7 protein-coding genes are annotated in these 19,324 nt (G+C 76.9%); 4 read left to right on the forward strand and 3 right to left on the reverse strand.

What is annotated here, in order from left to right:
- Positions 1-65 precede the first annotated feature (65 nt).
- The 3 genes from PAI11_RS26820 (at position 66) to PAI11_RS05275 (ending at position 13,793) form a co-directional block, all read left to right on the forward strand.
- Positions 66-12,140 carry a non-ribosomal peptide synthetase gene (locus tag PAI11_RS26820; protein WP_040598508.1) on the forward strand — a complete coding sequence of 4,025 codons (12,075 nt, stop codon included), beginning with the start codon at positions 66-68 and terminating at the stop codon, positions 12,138-12,140.
- Positions 12,137-12,913: a thioesterase II family protein gene (locus PAI11_RS26825; protein WP_007571619.1), complete on the forward strand. Its 777-nt coding sequence runs from the start codon at positions 12,137-12,139 to the stop codon at positions 12,911-12,913. The genes PAI11_RS26820 and PAI11_RS26825 overlap by 4 nt, the downstream gene beginning before the upstream one ends.
- Before the next feature lie 79 nt (positions 12,914-12,992).
- The gene (locus tag PAI11_RS05275; protein WP_007571621.1) at positions 12,993-13,793 is read left to right on the forward strand and encodes a hypothetical protein; all 801 of its coding nucleotides are present in this window, start codon (positions 12,993-12,995) and stop codon (positions 13,791-13,793) included.
- Here PAI11_RS05275 and PAI11_RS05280 read toward each other — a convergent pair.
- From PAI11_RS05280 to PAI11_RS05290, 3 genes are read right to left on the reverse strand one after another with little or no spacing between them, the layout of a single operon-like run.
- Positions 13,744-15,543 (reverse strand): ABC transporter ATP-binding protein, encoded by a 1,800-nt coding sequence (locus tag PAI11_RS05280; protein WP_007571623.1) that lies wholly within the window; start codon positions 15,541-15,543, stop codon positions 13,744-13,746. The genes PAI11_RS05275 and PAI11_RS05280 overlap by 50 nt on opposite strands.
- Complete coding sequence (locus tag PAI11_RS05285; protein ID WP_211656554.1) at positions 15,540-17,306, reverse strand: ABC transporter transmembrane domain-containing protein; 1,767 nt, start codon at positions 17,304-17,306, stop codon at positions 15,540-15,542. Before PAI11_RS05285 ends, PAI11_RS05280 begins: the two co-directional genes overlap by 4 nt.
- Positions 17,303-18,277, reverse strand: coding sequence for a methionyl-tRNA formyltransferase (locus tag PAI11_RS05290; RefSeq protein ID WP_007571627.1), 975 nt, complete (start codon positions 18,275-18,277; stop codon positions 17,303-17,305). Before PAI11_RS05290 ends, PAI11_RS05285 begins: the two co-directional genes overlap by 4 nt.
- Positions 18,278-18,889: 612 nt before the next feature.
- Between PAI11_RS05290 and PAI11_RS28435 the strand changes: the two genes are divergently transcribed.
- A partial coding sequence (locus PAI11_RS28435) for a 4'-phosphopantetheinyl transferase superfamily protein (RefSeq protein ID WP_425280468.1) occupies positions 18,890-19,324 on the forward strand: 435 nt, incomplete at its 3' end.

A 19,324-nucleotide genomic window follows, 5' to 3' on the forward strand; every position in this document is an offset into this window, starting at 1 on the left:
GATCACCTAATCAGGCGTCGTCCGCGGCGCTGCGTCCTGTCGCCGTCCTCCACCTCCGGGAAGCCATGTCCCCCAGCTCGCAGACCAGCACCCCGCGCGCGACGGCCGAGCCGGCGCGGCTGACGGAGCGCACGCCGACGGTCGCCGGAGTGCTGCGACACCACGCCGTCGTCCTGGACGCCGAGCGCCGGGCCGCGCTCGAGGTCGCCGCCGACCGCCACGGCGTCGACCGCGCCGTCGTCGTCTCGGCCGCCGTCGCTGCCTACGTCCACCGGGTCTCGGGCGCGCGGCGGCCGACCCTCGGCCGCTGGACCCCCGACGGCGGCACCTGGGCGCTGGCGCTCGACGTCGAGCCGGGACTGCGGGCGTCGGCGCTGATCGCGGCGGTCGCGGCGGCCGATCCGATCGCGGTGCCGGCGGGCGGCGACCTGGTCGATCTGGTCGGTCCGATCGTCGGGGTCGCGCCGATCGGGGATCCGGCGCCGCCGGCGCCGGACGTCAGCGTGGTCCTGCGCGAACGGGTCGACGGCCCGGCCAGCTGCGCCGGGGTCGGGGAGCTGTCGCTCGAGCTGCTGGCCGACGAGGCGGTCGCCGACGAGCCGGCGCTGGCCGCCCACGGACGGCGCCTGCTGGCCGTCCTCGACGCGCTGACCGGCGACGCCGACCCGCTCGTCGCGGCGCTCGACCTGCTCGACGAGGCCGAGCGGCGGACGGTCCTGGTCGACCTGGCGACCGACGAGCTGGCGGTCGACGAGCGCTCCTGGACCGCCGCGTTCGAGGATCGCGCCGCCGAGGATCCCGACGCGATCGCCGTCGTCTGCGAGGACGAGCGGCTGACCTACGGCGAGCTGGAGGACCGCTCGCGCCGGCTGGCGCGGCTGCTGCTCGCCCGCGGCGTCCGCGACGAGGACGTCGTCGGCGTCGCCGTGCCGCGGTCGGTCGAGCTGGTCGTCGCGCTGCTGGCGGTGATGCGGGCCGGCGGCGCCTACCTGCCGCTCGACCTCGACCACCCGCCGGAGCGGATCGCCTACATGCTGGAGGACGCCGGCGCCGGCACCGTCGTCAGCGTCGGCGAGCTCGACGGCGAGCTGCCGGAGCTGCCCGGGATCGCGCGGGTCCTGCTCGACGACCCGCTGGTCGAGGCCGAGTCGGCGGCGCTGGCCGGCGACCCCGGCGCACGGCAGCCGCGCGGACCGGTCGACCTGCACCAGGCGGCCTACGTGATCTACACCTCGGGATCGACCGGCCGGCCGAAGGGCGCCGTCGTCTCGCACGAGGGGATCGGCAGCCTGATCGCGACCGCCGTCGAGCGGCTCGGCGTCGACCGCCGCAGCCGCGTGATCCAGTTCGCGTCGGTCGGCTTCGACGTCGCGGTCTGGGACCTCTGCATGTCGCTCTGCGTCGGCGGTCGCGCGATCGTGGTGCCGGCCGAGCGGCGGGTCGCCGGGCCGGCGCTGACCGACTACATCGCCGAGCAGGGCGGCAGCCACATGATCCTGCCGCCGTCGCTGGTGGCGGCGCTGCCGTCGGACTGCCAGCTGCCCGAGGGCGCGGTGCTGGTCGTCGGCACCGAGACCGTGCCCTCGGAGCTGATCGCGCGCTGGTCGCGGCGGCTGCGGGTCGTGGCCGCCTACGGCCTGACCGAGGCGACGACCAACTCGACCCTGTGGCTCGCGGAGCCCGAGCACCGCGGCCCGGTCCCGATCGGGCGGCCGGACCCGAACACCCGCTGCTACGTGCTGGACGGCGCCCTGCAGCCGCTGCCGGTCGGCGTCGTCGGCGAGCTCTACGTCGGCGGGCGCGGCCTGGCGCGCGGCTACCGCGGGCGCCCCGGCCTGACCGCCGAGCGGTTCGTCGCCGACCCCTTCTCCGCGGTCGACGGCGCCCGGATGTACCGGACCGGCGACCGCGCCCGCTGGCGCCCCGACGGCTCGCTCGACTTCCTCGGCCGCGGCGACGGGCAGATCAAGATCCGCGGCTTCCGGATCGAGCCCGGCGAGATCGAGGCGCTGCTGATGCGCCGTCCCGGCGTCGCGCAGGCGACGGTGATCGCGCGCGAGGACCAGCCCGGGGTCAAGCGGCTGGTCGGCTACGTCGCGCCCGAGGGCGACGCGGCGCTCGACGGCCCCGGCCTGCGCGCCGCCGTCGCCGAGGCGCTGCCCGAGTACCTGGTGCCGGCCGCGATCGTGGTCCTCGACGGCCCGCTGCCGCTGACGCCCAACGGCAAGCTCGACCGGGCCGCGCTGCCGGCCCCGGACTTCGCCGCCCTGACCGGCCAGGAGCGGGCGCGGACGCCGACCGAGGCGACGCTGGCGGCGCTCTTCGCGACCGTCCTCGGCTTGCCGCGGGTCGGCGTCCACGACAGCTTCTTCGAGCTCGGCGGCGACAGCATCGTCGCGATCCAGCTGGTCAGCCGGGCCCGCGAGGCCGGCCTGACGATCCGCCCGCGCGACGTCTTCGAGCAGCGGACGGTGGCCGCCCTCGCGACGGTCGCGACGGCGATCGACCAGGCCGCCCCGGCGGTCGCCGACGACGGCACCGGCGAGGTCGCGCCGACCCCGATCGTCCACTGGCTGCGCGAGCTGGGCGGGTCGATCGACCGCTTCCACCAGTCGGCGCTGCTGCAGACCCCGGCCGGGCTCGACCGGACCACGCTGACGGCGATCCTGCAGGCGCTGCTCGACCGCCACGACCTGCTGCGCGCGACGCTGCGGCGGCCCGCCTTCGCGCTCGACGTGGCGCCGGCCGGGAGCGTCGACGCGGAGCGGCTGCTGACCCACGTGCTGGTCGGCGACGCCGCCGACCGCGACGCGGCGGTCGCCGACCAGACGCGGCGAGCGGTCGCGCGGCTGGCGCCGGAGCGGGGGCGGATGCTGCAGGCCGTCTGGTTCGACGGCGACGGCGAGGGACGGCTGCTGTTGGCGATCCACCACGCGGTGGTCGACGGCGTCTCGTGGCGGATCGTCTTCGACGACCTCGCCGAGGCCTGGCGGGCGGCCGAGGCGGGGCAGCCGATCGTCCTGCCGGCGGTGGCGACGTCGTTCCGGCGCTGGTCCTCGCTGCTGCGCGAGGCCGGCGAGTCCGGTGCCCGGCGGGACGAGCTGGAGCTCTGGCGGCGCGCGGTCGCGACCCCCGACCCGCCGCTCGGCCGGCGGCTGCCGGACCCGGCCCGCGACACCGTCGCGACCGCCGGCAGCCTGACCGTCTCGCTGCCGGCCGGCGAGACCGCGCCGTTGCTGAGCACGGTGCCGGCGCTCTACCACGGGGCGGTCAACGACGTCCTGCTGACGGCGCTGGCCGTGGCGGTCGGCCACTGGCGCGCGCGCCGCACGACGGCGGGATCCGCGGTCCTGGTCGACCTCGAGGGCCACGGCCGCGAGGACGTCTTCGGGGACGTCGACCTGGCCCGCACCGTCGGCTGGTTCACCACCCTCTTCCCGGTCCGGATCGACCCCGGCCAGGTCGACTGGGACGCCTTCCGGACCGGCGGCGCCGCGGCCGGCGCGGCGCTGCGCGCGGTCAAGGAGCAGCTGCGCGAGCTGCCCGACCGCGGGCTCGGGCACGGGGTCCTGCGGCACCTCGATCCGGTGACCGCCGACGAGCTGCGCGGCGCCGCCGTCCCGCAGGTGCTCTTCAACTACCTGGGGCGCTTCGCCGTCCAGGACGGCCGGCCGTTCGCGCCCGCGCCCGCGCCCGAGGCCGCGCCGATGGCCGACCTGCGGGACCCGGGGATGCCGATGCCGCACGCGCTCGACGTCGACGCGCTGGTCCGCGACGGTGCCGACGGGCCGGTCCTGCAGACGACCTTCGCCTGGCCCGGCGCGCTCTTCGACGAGGCCGAGATCGGCGAGCTGGCCGACCTCTGGCTGCAGGCGCTGCGCGGCCTGGTCCACCACGCCGACGACCCGGCCGCCGGTGGGCGCACGCCCTCGGACTTCCCGTTCGCCGCGGTCGACCAGCCGACGCTCGACGCGCTGGAGCGATCGGTCCCGCGACTCGACGACCTGCTGCCGGCGACGGCGCTGCAGGCCGGGTTCTACTTCCATGCCCAGCTCGACGAGGACGGGCCGGACGTCTACCTGGTCCAGCAGCGGCTGGAGCTGCGCGGCCCGCTCGATCCGGCGGCGCTGCGGCGGGCCGTCGACGGGCTGGTCGAGCGCCATGCGCCGCTGCGCGCCGGGTTCCACCAGGGCGACGACGGGCGGGTGCTGCAGCTGATCGCCGGCGACCTGCGCGTGCCGTGGGCCGCGGTCGACCTGCGCGACGAGCCCGCGATCGAGGCGGCGGCGACGGTCGTGGCCGACCGCGAGGCGCAGCGGCGCTTCGACCTGGCCGCGCCGCCGCTGCTGCGCGCGGTCCTGCTGCGGCTCGGCGACGAGCACCACCGGCTGCTGCTGATGCTCCACCACGCGGTCGCGGACGGCTGGTCGGAGGGCGTGATGCTCGACGACCTGATGGCGCTCTACGCGCCCGGCGACGAGCTGCCGCGGCTGCCGGCCGTGACGCCCTACCGCGAGTACGTCGCCTGGATGGCCCGCCAGGACCGCGACGGCGCGACCGCGGCCTGGCGCGCCGCCCTCGACGGGGCGGAGCCGTCCCGCGTGGTCGCCGCCGAGGCCGCGCCGACCGCGCTCGAGTTCGCCGACGTCCACGCCGCGCTCGGCGAGCGGGAGACCGCCGCGCTGCTGGCGCGCACGCGTGAGCGGGGGCTGACCCTGAACACCGTCGTCCAGGGCGCCTGGGCGCTGGTGCTCGGCGCGCTGACCGGCCGCGACGACGTGGTCTTCGGGACCACCGTCTCCGGTCGCCCGCCGGAGATCCCCGGGATCGAGCGGCTCGTCGGGCTGTTCATCAACACGCTGCCGGTCCGCGTCCGCAGCCGTCCGTCGTGGACGCTGGCCGAGCTGCTGGGACGGCTGCAGGTCGAGCAGGCCGACCTGCTCGACCACCAGCACCTGGGGCTGGCCGAGATCCAGCGGCTGATCGGCGGCCGCGAGCTGTTCGACACCCTGGTCGTGTTCGAGAACCACCCCGGCGCCGGTGAGGACCGCGGGGGCGGCGACCACGTCCGTCGCTCCCACGGGCTGGCGCTGACCGAGCACCGGACGCTCGACGCCGACCACTACCCGCTGGCGCTGGTGGCGACCCCGGGATCGCGGCTGCGGCTGCTGCTGAAGCACGACGTCGCGCGCTTCGCCGCGCCCGAGGCGGAGCGGATCGCGGCGGCGGTCGTGGTCGTCCTGCGGGCGCTGGCCGACGACCCCGCGCGACCGGTGGGCGCGATCGATCTGGGCCTGTCGCCGGATCGGGAAGGCGTCGCGACGCCCGCGGTCGGGGATCGACCGGTGGCGGCCAGTCCCCGCCGCGACCGGGCGCCTGGTGGCGCGACGCTGCTCGACGCCTTCGACGCCCAGATCGCGCGCGATCCGGCCGTGGTGGCGGTCGTCGACGGCGACCGGCGGCTCGACTACGGCGAGCTGGCCGCGCGGGCGGACGCGCTGGCCACGCGGCTGCGCGCCGCGGGGGCCCGCCGCGAGACGCTGGTCGCCGTCGCCCTGCCCCGCTCGGCCGAGCTGCTGGTGGCGCTGGTCGCGGTTCTGCGGGCCGGCGCCGTCCACCTGCCGATCGACCCCGACCACCCGGCAGAGCGGCGGCGTCACCTGCTGGAGGACTCGGGTGCCGCGCTGGTCGTGAGCGCCGACGGGGATGGTGTGCTGTCGGTGACCGGCGTCGATCGCGGCGCCGACGCGGACGCGAGCCCGCGCGACGTCGACGTCGACCACGACCGGTCGAGGACGGGAGCCGCGGCCGTCGATGCGTCACCGCGGGAGCCCGTCGCGACCGACGCCGGCGACGCGGCCTACTGCATCTACACCTCGGGCTCGACCGGGGCCCCGAAGGGGGTGCTCGTCAGCCACGGCGCGATCGTCCGTCAGCTCGACGCGGTGCAGCGGGCGTTCCCGCTGGCGCCCGGCGAGCGGGTGCTGACGAAGGCCTCGCCGAGCGTCGACGTCTCGCTGCTGGAGCTGCTGTGGCCGCTGCGCTCGGGCGCCACGGTCGTCGTCGCGCCGCCCGGCGCCCAGCGCGATCCGGTCGCGCTGGCGGCGCTGGTGCGCAACCACCGCGTCAGCGCGATCGACTTCGCGCCGTCGATGCTCGACGGCTTCCTGCGCTACGTCGAGGAGACGGGCGCGCTCGCCGCGCTGGCGACCCTGCGCTACGTCTTCAGCGGCGGCGAGGCGCTTGCTCCCGAGCTGGCGGCCCGCTGGCGGGCGGCGACCGGCGTCCCGGTGATCAACGCCTACGGGCCGACCGAGGCGGCGGTCCAGGTGACGTGGTCGACCACCCCGGCCGACGGCGATCGGGTGCCGATCGGCCGCGCGGCCGACGGCTCGGTGGCGCGCGTGCTCGACGGCGCGCTGCGGCCGGTCCGGCCCGGGGTGCCCGGCGAGCTGTACCTGGCGGGCGCCCAGCTCGCCCGCGGCTACCTGGGGCGTGCCGCGCTGACCGCCGAGCGGTTCGTCGCCGACCCGTTCGCCGACGGCGAGCGGATGTACCGCACCGGCGACCGCGTGATCGAGCGACCGGACGGCGAGCTGGAGTTCCTCGGCCGGGTCGACGACCAGGTCAAGATCCGCGGCCACCGGATCGAGCTGGGCGAGGTCGAGGCGCGCCTGCGCGAGCAGCCGGGGGTCGCCCAGGCGGTCGCGTCGGTCCGGCGCGACGGAGGCGTGGCGCGGCTGGTCGCGCACGTCGTGGCCGAGCCCGGCGCCGCGGTGACCGCCGCCGCACTGCGGGCGGCGCTGGCGCACCACCTGCCGGAGCCGATGGTGCCGTCGGCGATCGCCCTGCTCGAGGCGCTCCCGATCGGTCCCAGCGGCAAGGTCGATCGCGGTGCGCTGCCGGCGCCGATGGCCGCACGCGGAGGATCGGCGCTTCCCGATCCCGAGGGTGCGGCGCCGAACGGCGGCCGTGGCCTGGCGGGTGCCGCTCGTGCCGCCGGTGCCGGCGGCGAGGCCACCGATCCCGGGGATCCCGCCGATCCGGTCGATGACGACATCCGCACGATCGCGGCCGTCTTCGCCGACGTCCTGGGCCTGGACGCGGTCGCGGGCGACGACGACTTCTTCGTGCTCGGCGGCGACAGCATCCTCTCGATCACGGTCGCGATCCGGCTGCGCCGCGCCGGCTTGACCGCGACCCCGCGCGAGGTCTTCGCGCACCGCACGCCGCGGGCGCTGGCCGCGGCGGTTGGCGCCGCGCGGCTGGAGGGCGTGGCTGGAGCGGCGGCCGCGGCGGGCGGTGACGTTCCGGTCGATGGACGACCGGAAGGCGACAGCGGGCGGTCGCGCGGCGGGGCGGCCGCGGCCGGTCGTGACGTTGCGGTCGGTGGACGACCGGAACGTGACAGCAGCCGGGCCGACGACGGGGTCGGGCCGATCGTGCCGCTGCCGATCGTCCACGACCTGCGGGAGGCCGGCGGGCCGATCGACCGCTTCAACCTCTCGATGCTGGTCACGGCGCCGGCCGGACTCGACGGCGCCGATCTGACCGCGATCCTGCAGGCGCTCGTCGACCACCACGACGCCCTGCGGCTGCGGCTCCGCCGGCCGGTCCCTGGGGTCTGGTCGCTCGAGGCCGGCGCCGTCGGGACGGTCGGCGCCTCGACGCTGACGACCCGGATCGACGTCCGCGAGGCCGACGACGCGACCCTGCGGGCGGCGATCGCGGACGCCTCGGACGCCGCCGTCGGCCGACTCGATCCGGACGCGGGCGTCGTGTTGCAGGCCGTCCACCTGGACGCCGGCCCGGACCGCCCCGGCCGGCTGGTCCTGGCCGCCCACCACCTGGCGGTCGACGGCGTCTCGTGGCGGATCCTGTTCGAGGACCTCGCCGCCGCCTGGTCGGCGATCGCTGACGGCCGATCGCCCGTGTTGGAGCCGGTCGCGACGTCGCTGCGCGGCTTCGCCCGCACGCTGGCCGAGCAGGCCCAGGCACCCGAGCGGCTGGCCGAGCTGGAGCAGTGGACGGCGACGCTCGCCCCCGGCGCCGAGCTGGTGCCCGGTGCCGAGCTGGCCCCCGGTGCCGAGCCGGTGTCCGGCGGACCCTGGCCGACGATCGGCGAGGCCGTTCGCAGCAGCGTCCGGGTCGAGGGCGGCGCGGAGCTGGTCACGACCGTCCCGGCGTCGACCGGTGCCGGCCCCACCGACGTCCTGCTGGCCGCCCTCCGGATCGCGGTCGGCCGCTGGCGCGCGACCCGCGGCGTCGCGGACGGCGACCTGCTGATCGACCTCGAGCGCCACGGCCGCGAGCCGCTCGCCGGCGCGGACCTGAGCCGCACCGTCGGCTGGTTCACCAGCGTCCAGCCGGTCCGGCTGCCGGCGGTCGCGACCGTGGCGGGCGGTGCCGGCGACCCGCTGGCGATCCTGACGGCGACCGCCGAGCGGCTGGCGGCGGCGCCCGACGGCGGCATCGGCCACGGGCTGCTGCGCCACGCCAACGCCCAGACCGCGCCGCTGCTGGCCGGGCTGGCACGTCCCCAGATCCTCTTCAACTACTTCGGCCGCTTCCCCGCCGCCAGCGGCGAGCCGTGGACCCCGGCGGCCGAGTCCGACGCGCTCGCCGTCGCCTACGACGGCGGCCAGGGCCAGCCGCACGCGCTCCAGGTCGACGTCGTCGCCGAGGAGCGGGACGGCGCCCTCGCCCTGCGCGCCGACTGGACCGCCGGGCCCGCGCTGTCCGAGCAGGACGTGGCGCTGCTGCAGCGCGAGTGGCTGGCCGCGCTCGACGAGCTGCGAGCCGCGGCGCCGGCCGCCGCGCCGCCGCGCCCGCGCGCCGCCGACCTCGACACCGTCGCCCTCACCCAGGAGCAGCTCGACGCGCTCGTCGCGGAGGGCCGGGCGCGCGGGCTGGCGATCGAGGACGTCTGGCGGCTCGCCCCGCTGCAGGAGGGCATCTACTTCGAGGCGACCTTCGACGGCGGTGGCGCGCTCGACGTCTACACCGCCCAGGCGATCTTCGACGTCGCCGGGGGGATCGACGTCGAGCGGCTGGCCGCCGCCGGCCGGACCCTGCTGCGCCGCAACCCCGCCCTCCGCGCCGGCTTCGTCAGCGACGGCCTGCCGCAGCCGGTCCAGCTGATCGCCCGCGATCTCGAGGTGCCGCTGGAGGTCGTCGACCTGACCGACCTGAACGAGGACGAGCGTCGCCGCGAGGCCGAGCGGCGGACCGCGGGCGAGCGCGCGCGCCGCTTCGACCTGGCTCGTCCGCCGCTCTTCCGGTTCCTGGTCCTGCGGCTCGGCGACGGGCGCGACCGGCTGGTGGTCACCAACCACCTGGTGCTCTGGGACGGCTGGTCGCAGGGCCTCTTCCGCGACCAGCTGTTCGCGCTCTACGAGCGGGCCGGCGACGACGCCGATCTGCCGTCGGCCGGTGACTACCACGACTACCTGGCCTGGCTGGCCCGGCAGGACGCCGATGCCGCGGCCGGCCACTGGCGCCGGGCGCTCGACGGGATCGAGGGCCCGACGCTGGTCGGGCCGTCCGGTCGCGCGGGCTCGCCGGTGATGCCGGAGGGCTGCCGGGTCGCGCTCTCGGCCGAGGCGACAACCCGCCTGCGCGACGCCGCACGCCGCTCCGGGGTCACCCTCAACGCGGTCCTGAACGCTGCCTGGGGACTGGTGCTGTCCGGCCTCACCGGCCGCGACGACGTGCTCTTCGGGGTCACCGTCGCCGAGCGGCCGGCCGAGGTCGACGACGTCGACAGCGCCCTCGGGATGTTCATCAACACCGTTCCGGCGCGGGTCCGCCTGGACCCCGCCGAGCCGGTTCGCGAGCTGCTGCGACGGCTCCAGGACGAGCGCGCCGCGCTGATGGGCCACGAGCACCTGGGCCTGGCCGCGATCCAGCGGGCGACCGGCCACAGCGAGCTGTTCGACACGCTCTACGTGCTCCAGAACTTCGCCGGCGCCGACGAGGAGGCGCTCGGCGAGCTGCGCGAGCGGCACGGGATCGAGGTCCAGGGCGGCGACGACGCGACCCACTACCCGCTGACGCTGGTCGTGACGCCGGGCGCGCGGCTGCGGGTCCTGCTCGACTTCCGGCCGGACCTCTTCGACCGCGACGCCGCCGAGGCGATCGCGACCCGCTTCACGACCGTCCTGGAGCGGATCGCCGACGACCCCGAGCAGCCCGTCGGTCGGCTGCCGCTGCTGACCGACGCCGAGCGGGTCGCCGTCGAGGAGCGCTGGCGGGCGACCGAGCGGCCGCTCCCCGAGGAGACGGTCGCCGACCTGCTGGAGCGGCAGGTGGCGCGGACGCCGGACGCGCTGGCCCTGGTCAGCGGCGACGAGCGGCTGACCTACGCCGAGCTGGGCGCTCGCGTCGACCGCCTGGCCCGGCTGCTGCTCGCCCGCGGCGCGGGGCCGGAGCGGGTCGTCGGACTGGCGCTGCCGCGCGGGACCGAGATGGTCGCGGCGCTGTTCGCGGTCCTCGCGACCGGGGCGGCGTACCTGCCGCTCGACCTCGACTACCCGCCCGAGCGGCTGGCGACGATGGTCGACGACGCGCGGCCGATCTGCGTCCTCTGCACCGTCGCGGCGGGCGAGCGGCTGCCGGCCGCCGCGCCGCTGGTGCCGCTCGACGATCCCGACACGGCCGCCGAGCTGGCGCGGCTCGACGGCGGGCCGCTGGCCGACCACGAGCGGCCCGCGTTCGCCCCCGGGACCCCGGGCCGGCTGGAGCACCCGGCCTACCTGATCTACACCTCCGGCTCGACCGGGCGGCCGAAGGGCGTCGTGACGCCCTACCGCGGCCTGACCAACATGCAGTTCAACCACCGCGAGGCGATCTTCGACCCGGTCGTGGCGGCGGCCGGCGACCGCCGCCTGCGGATCGCCCACACCGTCTCGTTCTCCTTCGACATGTCGTGGGAGGAGCTGCTGTGGCTGGTCGAGGGCCACGAGGTCCACGTCTGCGACGAGCAGCTGCGACGCGACGCCGAGGCGCTGGTCGCGTACTGCGACGCCCAGCGGATCGACGTGGTCAACGTGACGCCGACCTACGCCCACCACCTGATCGAGCAGGGGCTGCTGGAGGAGGGCGATCGGCGCCACCGCCCGCCGCTGGTCCTGCTCGGCGGCGAGGCGGTCGGCGACGGCGTCTGGACGGCGCTGCGCGAGACGCCCGGAACGCTCGGCTACAACCTCTACGGGCCGACCGAGTACACGATCAACACGCTCGGCGGCGGGACCGGGGACAGCGCGACGCCGACCGTCGGGCGGGCGATCCACAACACCCGCGGCTACGTCCTGGACGCGGCGCTGCGACCGGTGCCGACCGGTGCCCCCGGCGAGCTGTACGTCGCCGGCGTCGGCTTGGCGCGCGGCTACCACGACCGGGCGGGCCTGACCGCCGAGCGCTTCGTCGCCGATCCGTTCGCGGCCGACGGCACCCGGATGTACCGCACCGGCGATCTCGTCCGCGAGCGGCCCGACGGCAACGTCGACTTCCTCGGCCGGACCGACGACCAGGTCAAGATCCGCGGTCACCGGGTCGAGCTGGGCGAGGTGACCGCGGTCCTGGAGGAGCACCCGGAGGTCGCGCAGGCGGCGACGGTGGTCCCGCGCGGAGGCGACGGGCCGGGGCCGGGGGCCACGCGGCTGCTGGCCTACGTGGTGCCGGCGGCCGATCGCCCCGCGGCGACGGCGACCGCGGTCGCCCTGGCGGATCGCGAGGCCCTGGCCGAGGCGCTGCGCCGGCGGCTGCGCGACCGGCTGCCGGAGCACATGGTGCCGGCCGCGGTGACGATGGTCGACCGGCTGCCGCTGACCGTCAACGGCAAGCTCGACGTCGCCGCGCTGCCCGAGCCGCTGCTGCCCGCCGCGTCGACCGGTCGCGCGGCCGAGGGGCACGAGGAGCAGGTGCTCGCCGGGCTCTTCGCCGAGGTCCTCGGGGTCGAGCGGGTCGCGGCGGAGGACGGCTTCTTCGACCTCGGCGGCCACTCGCTGCTGGCGATCCTGCTGGTCGGCAGGATCCGCGCGGCGCTGCCGGTGACGGTCTCGGCCCGCGACCTGTTCGAGGCGCCGACGGTGGCCGGGCTGGCCGCGCGGCTGGCGGCGCGGGCGGGGGAGCCGTCGTGAACCCGGCCGCCGACTGGGTCCGCCGCTACCGCCCGCCGTCGGCCGGCCAGCGGCCCCTGGTCTGCTTCCCGCCGGCCGGCGCCGCGGCGAGCTTCTTCCAGGGGCTGGCCCGCGCCGCTCCGGCCGCCGTCGACCCGTGGGCGCTCTCCCTGCCCGGGCGCGAGGCGCGGATCGGCGAGCCGGCGATCGAGCGGATGGACGCGCTGGCGGACGCGACGGCCGACGCGCTGCTGCGGCTGCTGGCGGACGCGCTGCCGCCGGCGATCCTCTTCGGGCACAGCATGGGGGCCTCGCTGGCCTTCGAGGTCGCGCGGCGGATCGAGGCGGTCCGCCCGGACGCGGTCGGCCACGTGGTCGTCTCCGGCCGTGCCGGTCCGCGCGGCCAGTGGGCCTATCCCGAGGCCGCGCCGCCGACCGACGACGAGCTGGTGGCGGCGCTGCGGATGCTCGGCGGGACCCCGGAGGAGCTGCTCGCCGAGCCCGACATGCTCGAGCTGCTGCTGCCGCCGCTGCGCTCCGACTACCGGCTGCTGCACGACTACCGCCCGCGCCTGGACCCGCCGCTGCGCTCCGGGATCACCGCGATCGCCGGCGACGAGGACCCGTCGGTCGGTCCCGGCGAGCTGGCGTCGTGGGCCGAGGTCACGGCCGGCCCGTTCGCGACCGCCACGGTCCGCGGCGGCCACGTCTACCTGGCCGACCGGGTCGACGAGGCGGCGGCGCTGATCGCGGAGGTCGCGGAGGCGCTGCAGCGGCGGCCGGGGTCCTTGTAGCCTGCGAGCGTCCCCCTGAACGCGATGATCGTGCCGGTCGACAGCCCCCGTCGGTCGCCGGCACCGGAGGCGCTCCCGCATGTCCCCCAGCTCGAAGTCGTCCGCCGCCCACCGGCGGGCGCGCACCACCGCGATCGGCGCCACCGGCGCCCTGCTGCTCGCCGGCGCGCCGGCCGCGCGCGCCGACGGCCCGATCGGCGCCACCGCCCCGGCCTACCCCGGCAACACGATCGAGGCTCGGGTCCCCGGTGGCTCGCTGGTCGCCGGATCGGTCCAGCGGGTGAAGCTCGCGGGTCGCGCCACCTGGAACCGCGAGGGCGACACGACCTCCTACACGCTCGGGGTCTACGTGCAGGACGCCGACGTCGAGCCCCACTGCTCGCCGACCTTCGGCGGTCAGCGCCAGCAGGCGATCAACCTCGGCGGCCTCAACGCGAGCGCGTCGAACAGCGGCTGGGTCGTCGACGAGAGCCAGCAGATCAACGCCCAGGAGGGGCAGCCGGCGTTCGACTGGTCCGGTGACTCGCTGCCGTTCACGGTCCGTCCCGGCGTCCGCCGGATCGTCGTCTGCAGCTACGTCCGCTACGTGATCGACGACGTCGCCTACCACGAGCTGCCGGTCAGGATCGTCCAGCCGCGCTGCTCGATCGTCCCGTCGAGCGTCCGCCGCGGCCGCTCGGCGAAGGTCCGCTGCAACGTCGCCGGATCGATCACGGCCAAGCTGACCCGCCGCGGCGCCGGCTCGCGGACCGTCAGCTTCCGGGTCACCGGCAAGGGCAGCGGCCAGCTGCCGACCCGCCGCCTGGGCAGCGGTCGCTGGAGCGCCCGCTTCACCGCGGCCGGCTGGAAGCTCGGCGGCGACCGTCTGCGGGTGCGCTGATCCTGGACGCCGACCACGCGCCCCACAGCCGCGCGTAGCTGCCGCCGCGCGCCAGCAGCTCGTCGTGCGCCCCCTGCTCGACGACCCGCCCGGCGTCGAGCACCACGATCCGGTCGGCCGCCGCGGCCTGGGTCAGGCGATGGGCGACGACGAGCGCCGTGCGCCCGGCCAGCGCCCGCTCGGCGGCGTCCTCGAGCAGGCGCGCCCCGGCGCTGCCGGCCTCGGCGGTCGCCTCGTCCAGCAGCACCACCGGCGGGTCGCGCAGCACCAGCCGCGCCAGCGCCAGGTGCTGCGACTGGGTCGGGGTCAGGCGGTGGCCGCCCTCGCCGACGATCGTCTGGAGCCCGTCGGGCAGCGACCGCACCCAGCCGTCGGCGTCGACCCGCTCGAGCGCCGCCCACAGCGCGTCGTCGTCGGCGTCCGGACGCGCCAACCGCAGGTCGTCGGCCAGCCGGCCGGCGAAGACGTGGACCTCCTGGGTGACCAGGTTGACCGTCCGCCGGGCACCGGCCGGGCCGAGGTCCTCGAGCCGGGCGCCGCCGATCCGGACGTCGCCGCGGGTCGGCGGATGGATTCCGGCGATCAGCTTCGCCAGCGTCGTCTTGCCGGCGCCGGTGGTCCCGATCAGCGCCACCCGCTCGCCGTCGCCGATTCGCAGGTCGACCCCGTGCAGGACCGGATGGCCGTCGACGTAGCCGTGGTGGACCGCGTCGACCGCGACCGATCCGTCGCCGGCGATCGCGGGCCGCTCGGGCTCGGCGGGAGGATCGATCGACGCGACCCCGATCAGCCGGGCGAGCGCCGTCGTCGCCTCCTGCAGGTCGTCGAAGAACATCAGCAGCTCGCCGATCGGGTCGAACGCGCGGTGGAAGTAGAGCGCGCCGGCGGTCGCCGTGCCGACGGTGATCGCGTCGGCGTCGACCAGCGCGAACCCGGTCACCAGCACCGCCGAGAGCCCCAGCAGCTCGGCGCCGTTGAGCGCGTGCAGGAACCGCTTGACCTTGGCGACGCCGAGCATCGCGACGTCGACCGCCTCCTGCGAGCTGGCGCGCACGTGCTCCTCGCGGGCGTCGCCGAGCCCGAACGCGCGCGAGGTCGCGGCGCCCGAGACGGTGTCCAGCAGCTGCTGCGTGCGCTCGCCCTGGACCTCGCGCTCGCGGCGGTAGATCGGCACCACCGAGCGCAGGTACCAGCGCAGGCCCAGGACCTGGATCGGCGCGGCCAGCAGCGCCGCCAGCGCCAGCCGCCAGTCGAGCACGACCAGGCCGACGACCGTCAGGCCGACCGTCAGGCCCGCCCGCGCGATCGCCGGGAAGACCAGGGTCACCGCCTGCGAGACGACGGCGACGTCGCCGCTGACCCGGCTCAGCAGGTCGCCGGTGCCGGCCCGCTCCAGCTGCGCGACCGGGATCGACAGCGCGCGCTCGACCACCCGCTCGCGCAGGACCGCCAGGATCGTCTCGCCGAGTCGCGCGGTCAGCGCGCCCCCGGCCCCGGTCAGCAGGCCCTGGGCGAGCGCGGCGGCGGCCAGCAGGACCGCCGGCGCCGTCAGCTCGCCGCTGTCGCCGCCGTCGATCACGATGTCGATCAGGCGGCCCAGCAGCGGCGGGACGACCAGGCCGATCGCCGCCGCGCCGACCAGCGCGACGACGGTCAGCAGCGCGAGCCCGCGGTGCGCGCGGGCCAGGGCCCAGAGCTCGCGGCGGGCGGCCCGCGGCGAGGCCGTCGGCAGCAGCTCGCGGACGCTCATCGCAGCACCGCCTCGCGGTAGCGGGGGCTGGCGTCGGCCAGCTCCTCGTGACGGCCGACCTCGGCGATCCGCCCGTCCTCCAGCAGCAGCACCCGCTCGCAGGTCGCCAGTAGCGCCGGGCTGGTGGCGACGACGATCGTCGTGCGGTCGTGGCGCAGGGCGGTGACGCCGTCGGCGATCCGGGCCTCGGTGGCCGCGTCGACCGCCGTCGTCGGATCGTGCAGGACGAGCACCGGCGGGTCGGCGGCGAGCGCGCGCGCCAGGGCGATCCGCTGGCGCTGCCCGCCGGAGAGCCGCGCGCCCCGCTCGCCGACCGTCGTCGCGGCGCCGTCGGGCAGCGCGGCCACGGCCTCGTCGGCGCCGGACGCCGCGAGCACCGCGCGGCGCCGCGCGGCGCTCAGCCGATCCTCGTTCGAGACGGCCGCCGTCAGGTTCTGCTCGACGCTGCCCTCGAAGAGGTCGGCGTGGTGGTCGGCCACCAGCAGCAGCCGGTGGGCGTCGGCGACCGGCAGCGCCGGCACGTCGATCCCGTCGACGGCGAAGCCGCCGGCGTCCGGGTCGCGGCGACGGGCCAGCAGGTCCAGCAGCCGCGCGGCGTCGCTCGGGTCGGGCGCGACGATCCCCAGCTGCTCGCCGGCGGCGGCCTCGAAGCTGACGCCGTTGCCGTGGCCGAGCGACAGCCCGCGCACGGAGAGGGCGCCGGCCGCGGTGGCGGGCAGGGCGGCGGTGCCGCCGTGGACGGCCGGGGGCACCGCCAGCACCGTCGCCGCCCGTCCGGCCGATCCGCGCGCCTGGGCCAGCAGCCCCAGCGCCCAGCCGATCCGCTGCAGCGGCCCGAGCAGGAACTGCGTCAGGCCGACCGCCGCCACGAGGTCGCCGATCGTGATCGAGCCGTCGAGCGCGAGCCGCCCGCCGACGTAGGCGACCAGGGCCAGGAAGGCGCCGCCGATCACGACGTTCGCGCCCTCGAGCACGTTGTCGGAGACGGCCGCTCGCAGCGTCGCCCGCTTGGCGGTCTGGCTGGCGCGCCGGTAGCGCGCGGCAGCGGCGGGCTCGGCCCCGATCCCCTTCAGCACGCGGATCCCGCGAACCAGGTCGCTGGCGACGCTCGCCGCCTCGGCCGCGCGCGCCTGCTGGACGGCGCTGCGGCGCTCCAACGGCCGCGCGATCAGCGCCAGGGCGATCACTACCGGCGGCGTCCCGAGCAGGATCAGCAGCCCCAGCGGCAGCGAGATCGTCAGCAGCGCGACGGCCGAGATCGTCAGCGCGGCGACCGCCCCGATCGCGACCACGACGCCCTGGATCCCCTGGGCGGTCTCGCGGGCATCGGAGCCGGCGACGTTGACCAGCGCCCCGGCCGATCCGACGGTGTCGGCCGGCGCCAGCGGCCCGCCGGCGACGATTCCGGCCGGGTCGAGGATCCGCCGGGTCAGGCGCATCCGCAGCGCGTGCTCGCTCTGCTCGCGCGCCAGCATCCCGACGCCCAGCTGGACCCGGTAGGCGACGGTCAGGACGACGAACAGCGCGGCCAGGACCACGAGCCAGAGGGCCAGCGCGCCGCCGTCGCCGGGCGCGACCGCGCGGTCGATGACGACCCCGATCATCACCGGGACGAGCGCCTCGCACGCCTGGTGGACGATGCTGCCGGCGGCGGCCCCGGCGACCCGCCGCCGCTCGGCCCCGACGACCGTGCGGAGCAGCTGCGCGCCGGCCCGCTGCGGATCGGACGGGGCCACCCGCCCGGCGTCGCGCGCGTCGCTCACACCGCGACGGGGGCGCCCGCCGGATGCCGGGTCAGGTACCCGCCCATCCGCGTGAAGTACTCGCGGCCGGTCAGCTCGCGGCCGTCCGCGGTCCGCAGCCGCTGGATCACCAGGCCGCGGTTGCGACCGCGGTGCGCCTCGGGCCCGCAGACGATCGCCACGCCGTCGCCCTCGCGGTAGAAGATCCGCCCGGCGGTGCCGCCGTAGACCTTCTCGGCGACGGTCGCCCAGAGGATCTCGATCCGCTCCTCGCCGCGGAACGTGAACGCGTTCGGGTAGGGGTCGGCCTGGGCGCGGACCAGGTTGACCAGGTCCTGCGCCGACCAGGTCCAGTCGATCCGGTTCTCCTCGGCGGTGCGCTTGTGGAAGAAGCTGGCCTGCGAGCGGTCCTGGACGATCCGCTCGCCGGTCCCGGACTCGATCGCCTCGAGCGCGTCGAGGGTCAGCGGGCCGAACAGGTCGAGCGTCTTCTCGACCAGCGTCGCGCTGGTGTCCTGCGGCTCGACCGCGACGCTGCGCTGGCCGATGATGTCGCCGGTGTCGAGCTCGCCGTCCATCTCGTGGGCGGTGATCCCGACCCGCTCCTCGCCGTTGATCAGCGCCCAGGTGATCGGGGCGAAGCCGGCGTACTTCGGCAGCAGCGAGTCGTGGGTGTTGAGCGTGCCGTAGCGGGGGATCGAGAAGATCTCGGGCGCGATCCAGGTCCGCCAGTTGACCGCGACGATGATGTCGGCCCGCGAGCTGCGGATCCGCTCGGCCAGCTCCTCGTCGCCGGCCAGCGCCTGCTCGCGGTGGACGGTCGGGATCGCGTGCTCGGCGGCCAGCTCGGCGACCGAGTCGGGCCACAGCTGCTCGTAGGCGTCCTCGCCGTCGGGGTGGGTCACCAGCAGCACGGCCTCGTGCCGCGACTCGAGCAGCGCCTGCAGCAGCCGGTGGCCCCAGGTCTGGTAGCCGAAGAGGGCGATGCGCATCAGTCGCGGACGGGGGTCGACGGGGAGGGGCGACGGGCGCCGGCGAGCGCACCCGGGACGGTGGCGGACATGGCGAGTTAGGCTACACTAATTCCTATCGCGGAAGTCGGCTTCGTCTCGCCCCCCGATCCCGTCGCGCGGCACTGGCCGGCGGGTTCGCCGACGGCCGTCCGCGACGACGGCAAGGTCCATGTCTGGCGGGTCGACTGCACCCCGGCGGCCGCCGCGGTCGAGCACGCCCGGCGGCTGGTCGGCGACGACGAGCTGGCGCGGGCCGCCGCCCTGCGCCGGGCCGGCGACCGCGAACGGCGGCTGATCGCCCACGCGGCGGTGCGGGTCCTGCTCGGCGCCGCGGTCGGGGCGGATCCGCGCGCGCTGCGCTTCGCCCGCCGCTGCGGCGAGTGCGGGGGAGAGGGCCACGGCAAGCCGCAGCTGGTCACCGATGGGAGAGTCGGCGGCGGGGGCGAGGCGGCCGGCCGGCCGCCGAGGCGCGCCGCCGCCGCGGGTTCGCCGTCGTGCGGCGGCGCCGTCGAGTTCAGCCTCAGCCACGCCGGTGATGTCGCGCTGATCGCGATCGCCTGCGGCCGGCCGGTCGGCGTCGACGTCGAGTTGGTGGCGCGCGCCGGCGCGGCGGAGCTGGCGGGGGAGTTCCTCTCGGTCGCCGAGCGGGCGGCGATCGACAGGCTGCCACCGCAGGAGCGGTCGCTGGCCACGGCGCGCGGCTGGACCCGCAAGGAGGCATTCCTGAAGGGCCATGGCCGCGGTGTGACCGGCGATCTGCGGGCGGTCGAGGTGGAGCCCGAGCGCCCGGGACCGTTGGTGCGGGCCGGACTCCGTGGGGTGGTCGGCGGCGCGGCGGATGGCGGTGCGGTGGCCGGCGGCGGCGCGGATGGCGGTGCGACGACCGACGGCGGCGCGGATGGCGGTGCGACGACCGACGGCGGCGCGGATGGCGGCGCGGATGGCGGCGCGGCGGATGGCGGCGGTCCGGTCGACGATCGGCGACCGTGGCGGATCGTCACCCTCGACCCGTCGCCGGGCCACGTC

It is taken from the genome of Patulibacter medicamentivorans (assembly GCF_000240225.1).
Taxonomy (GTDB): Bacteria; Actinomycetota; Thermoleophilia; order Solirubrobacterales; family Solirubrobacteraceae; genus Patulibacter; species Patulibacter medicamentivorans.

Bases quoted from the DNA above. Each gene is read 5' to 3' on its own strand.
- PAI11_RS26820 (WP_040598508.1), top strand. From the start codon at position 66: ATGTCCCCCAGCTCGCAGACCAGCACCCCGCGCGCGACGGCCGAGCCG.
- PAI11_RS05275 (WP_007571621.1), top strand. From the start codon at position 12,993: ATGTCCCCCAGCTCGAAGTCGTCCGCCGCCCACCGGCGGGCGCGCACC.
- PAI11_RS05280 (WP_007571623.1), bottom strand. From the start codon at position 15,543: ATGAGCGTCCGCGAGCTGCTGCCGACGGCCTCGCCGCGGGCCGCCCGC.
- PAI11_RS05290 (WP_007571627.1), bottom strand. From the start codon at position 18,277: ATGCGCATCGCCCTCTTCGGCTACCAGACCTGGGGCCACCGGCTGCTG.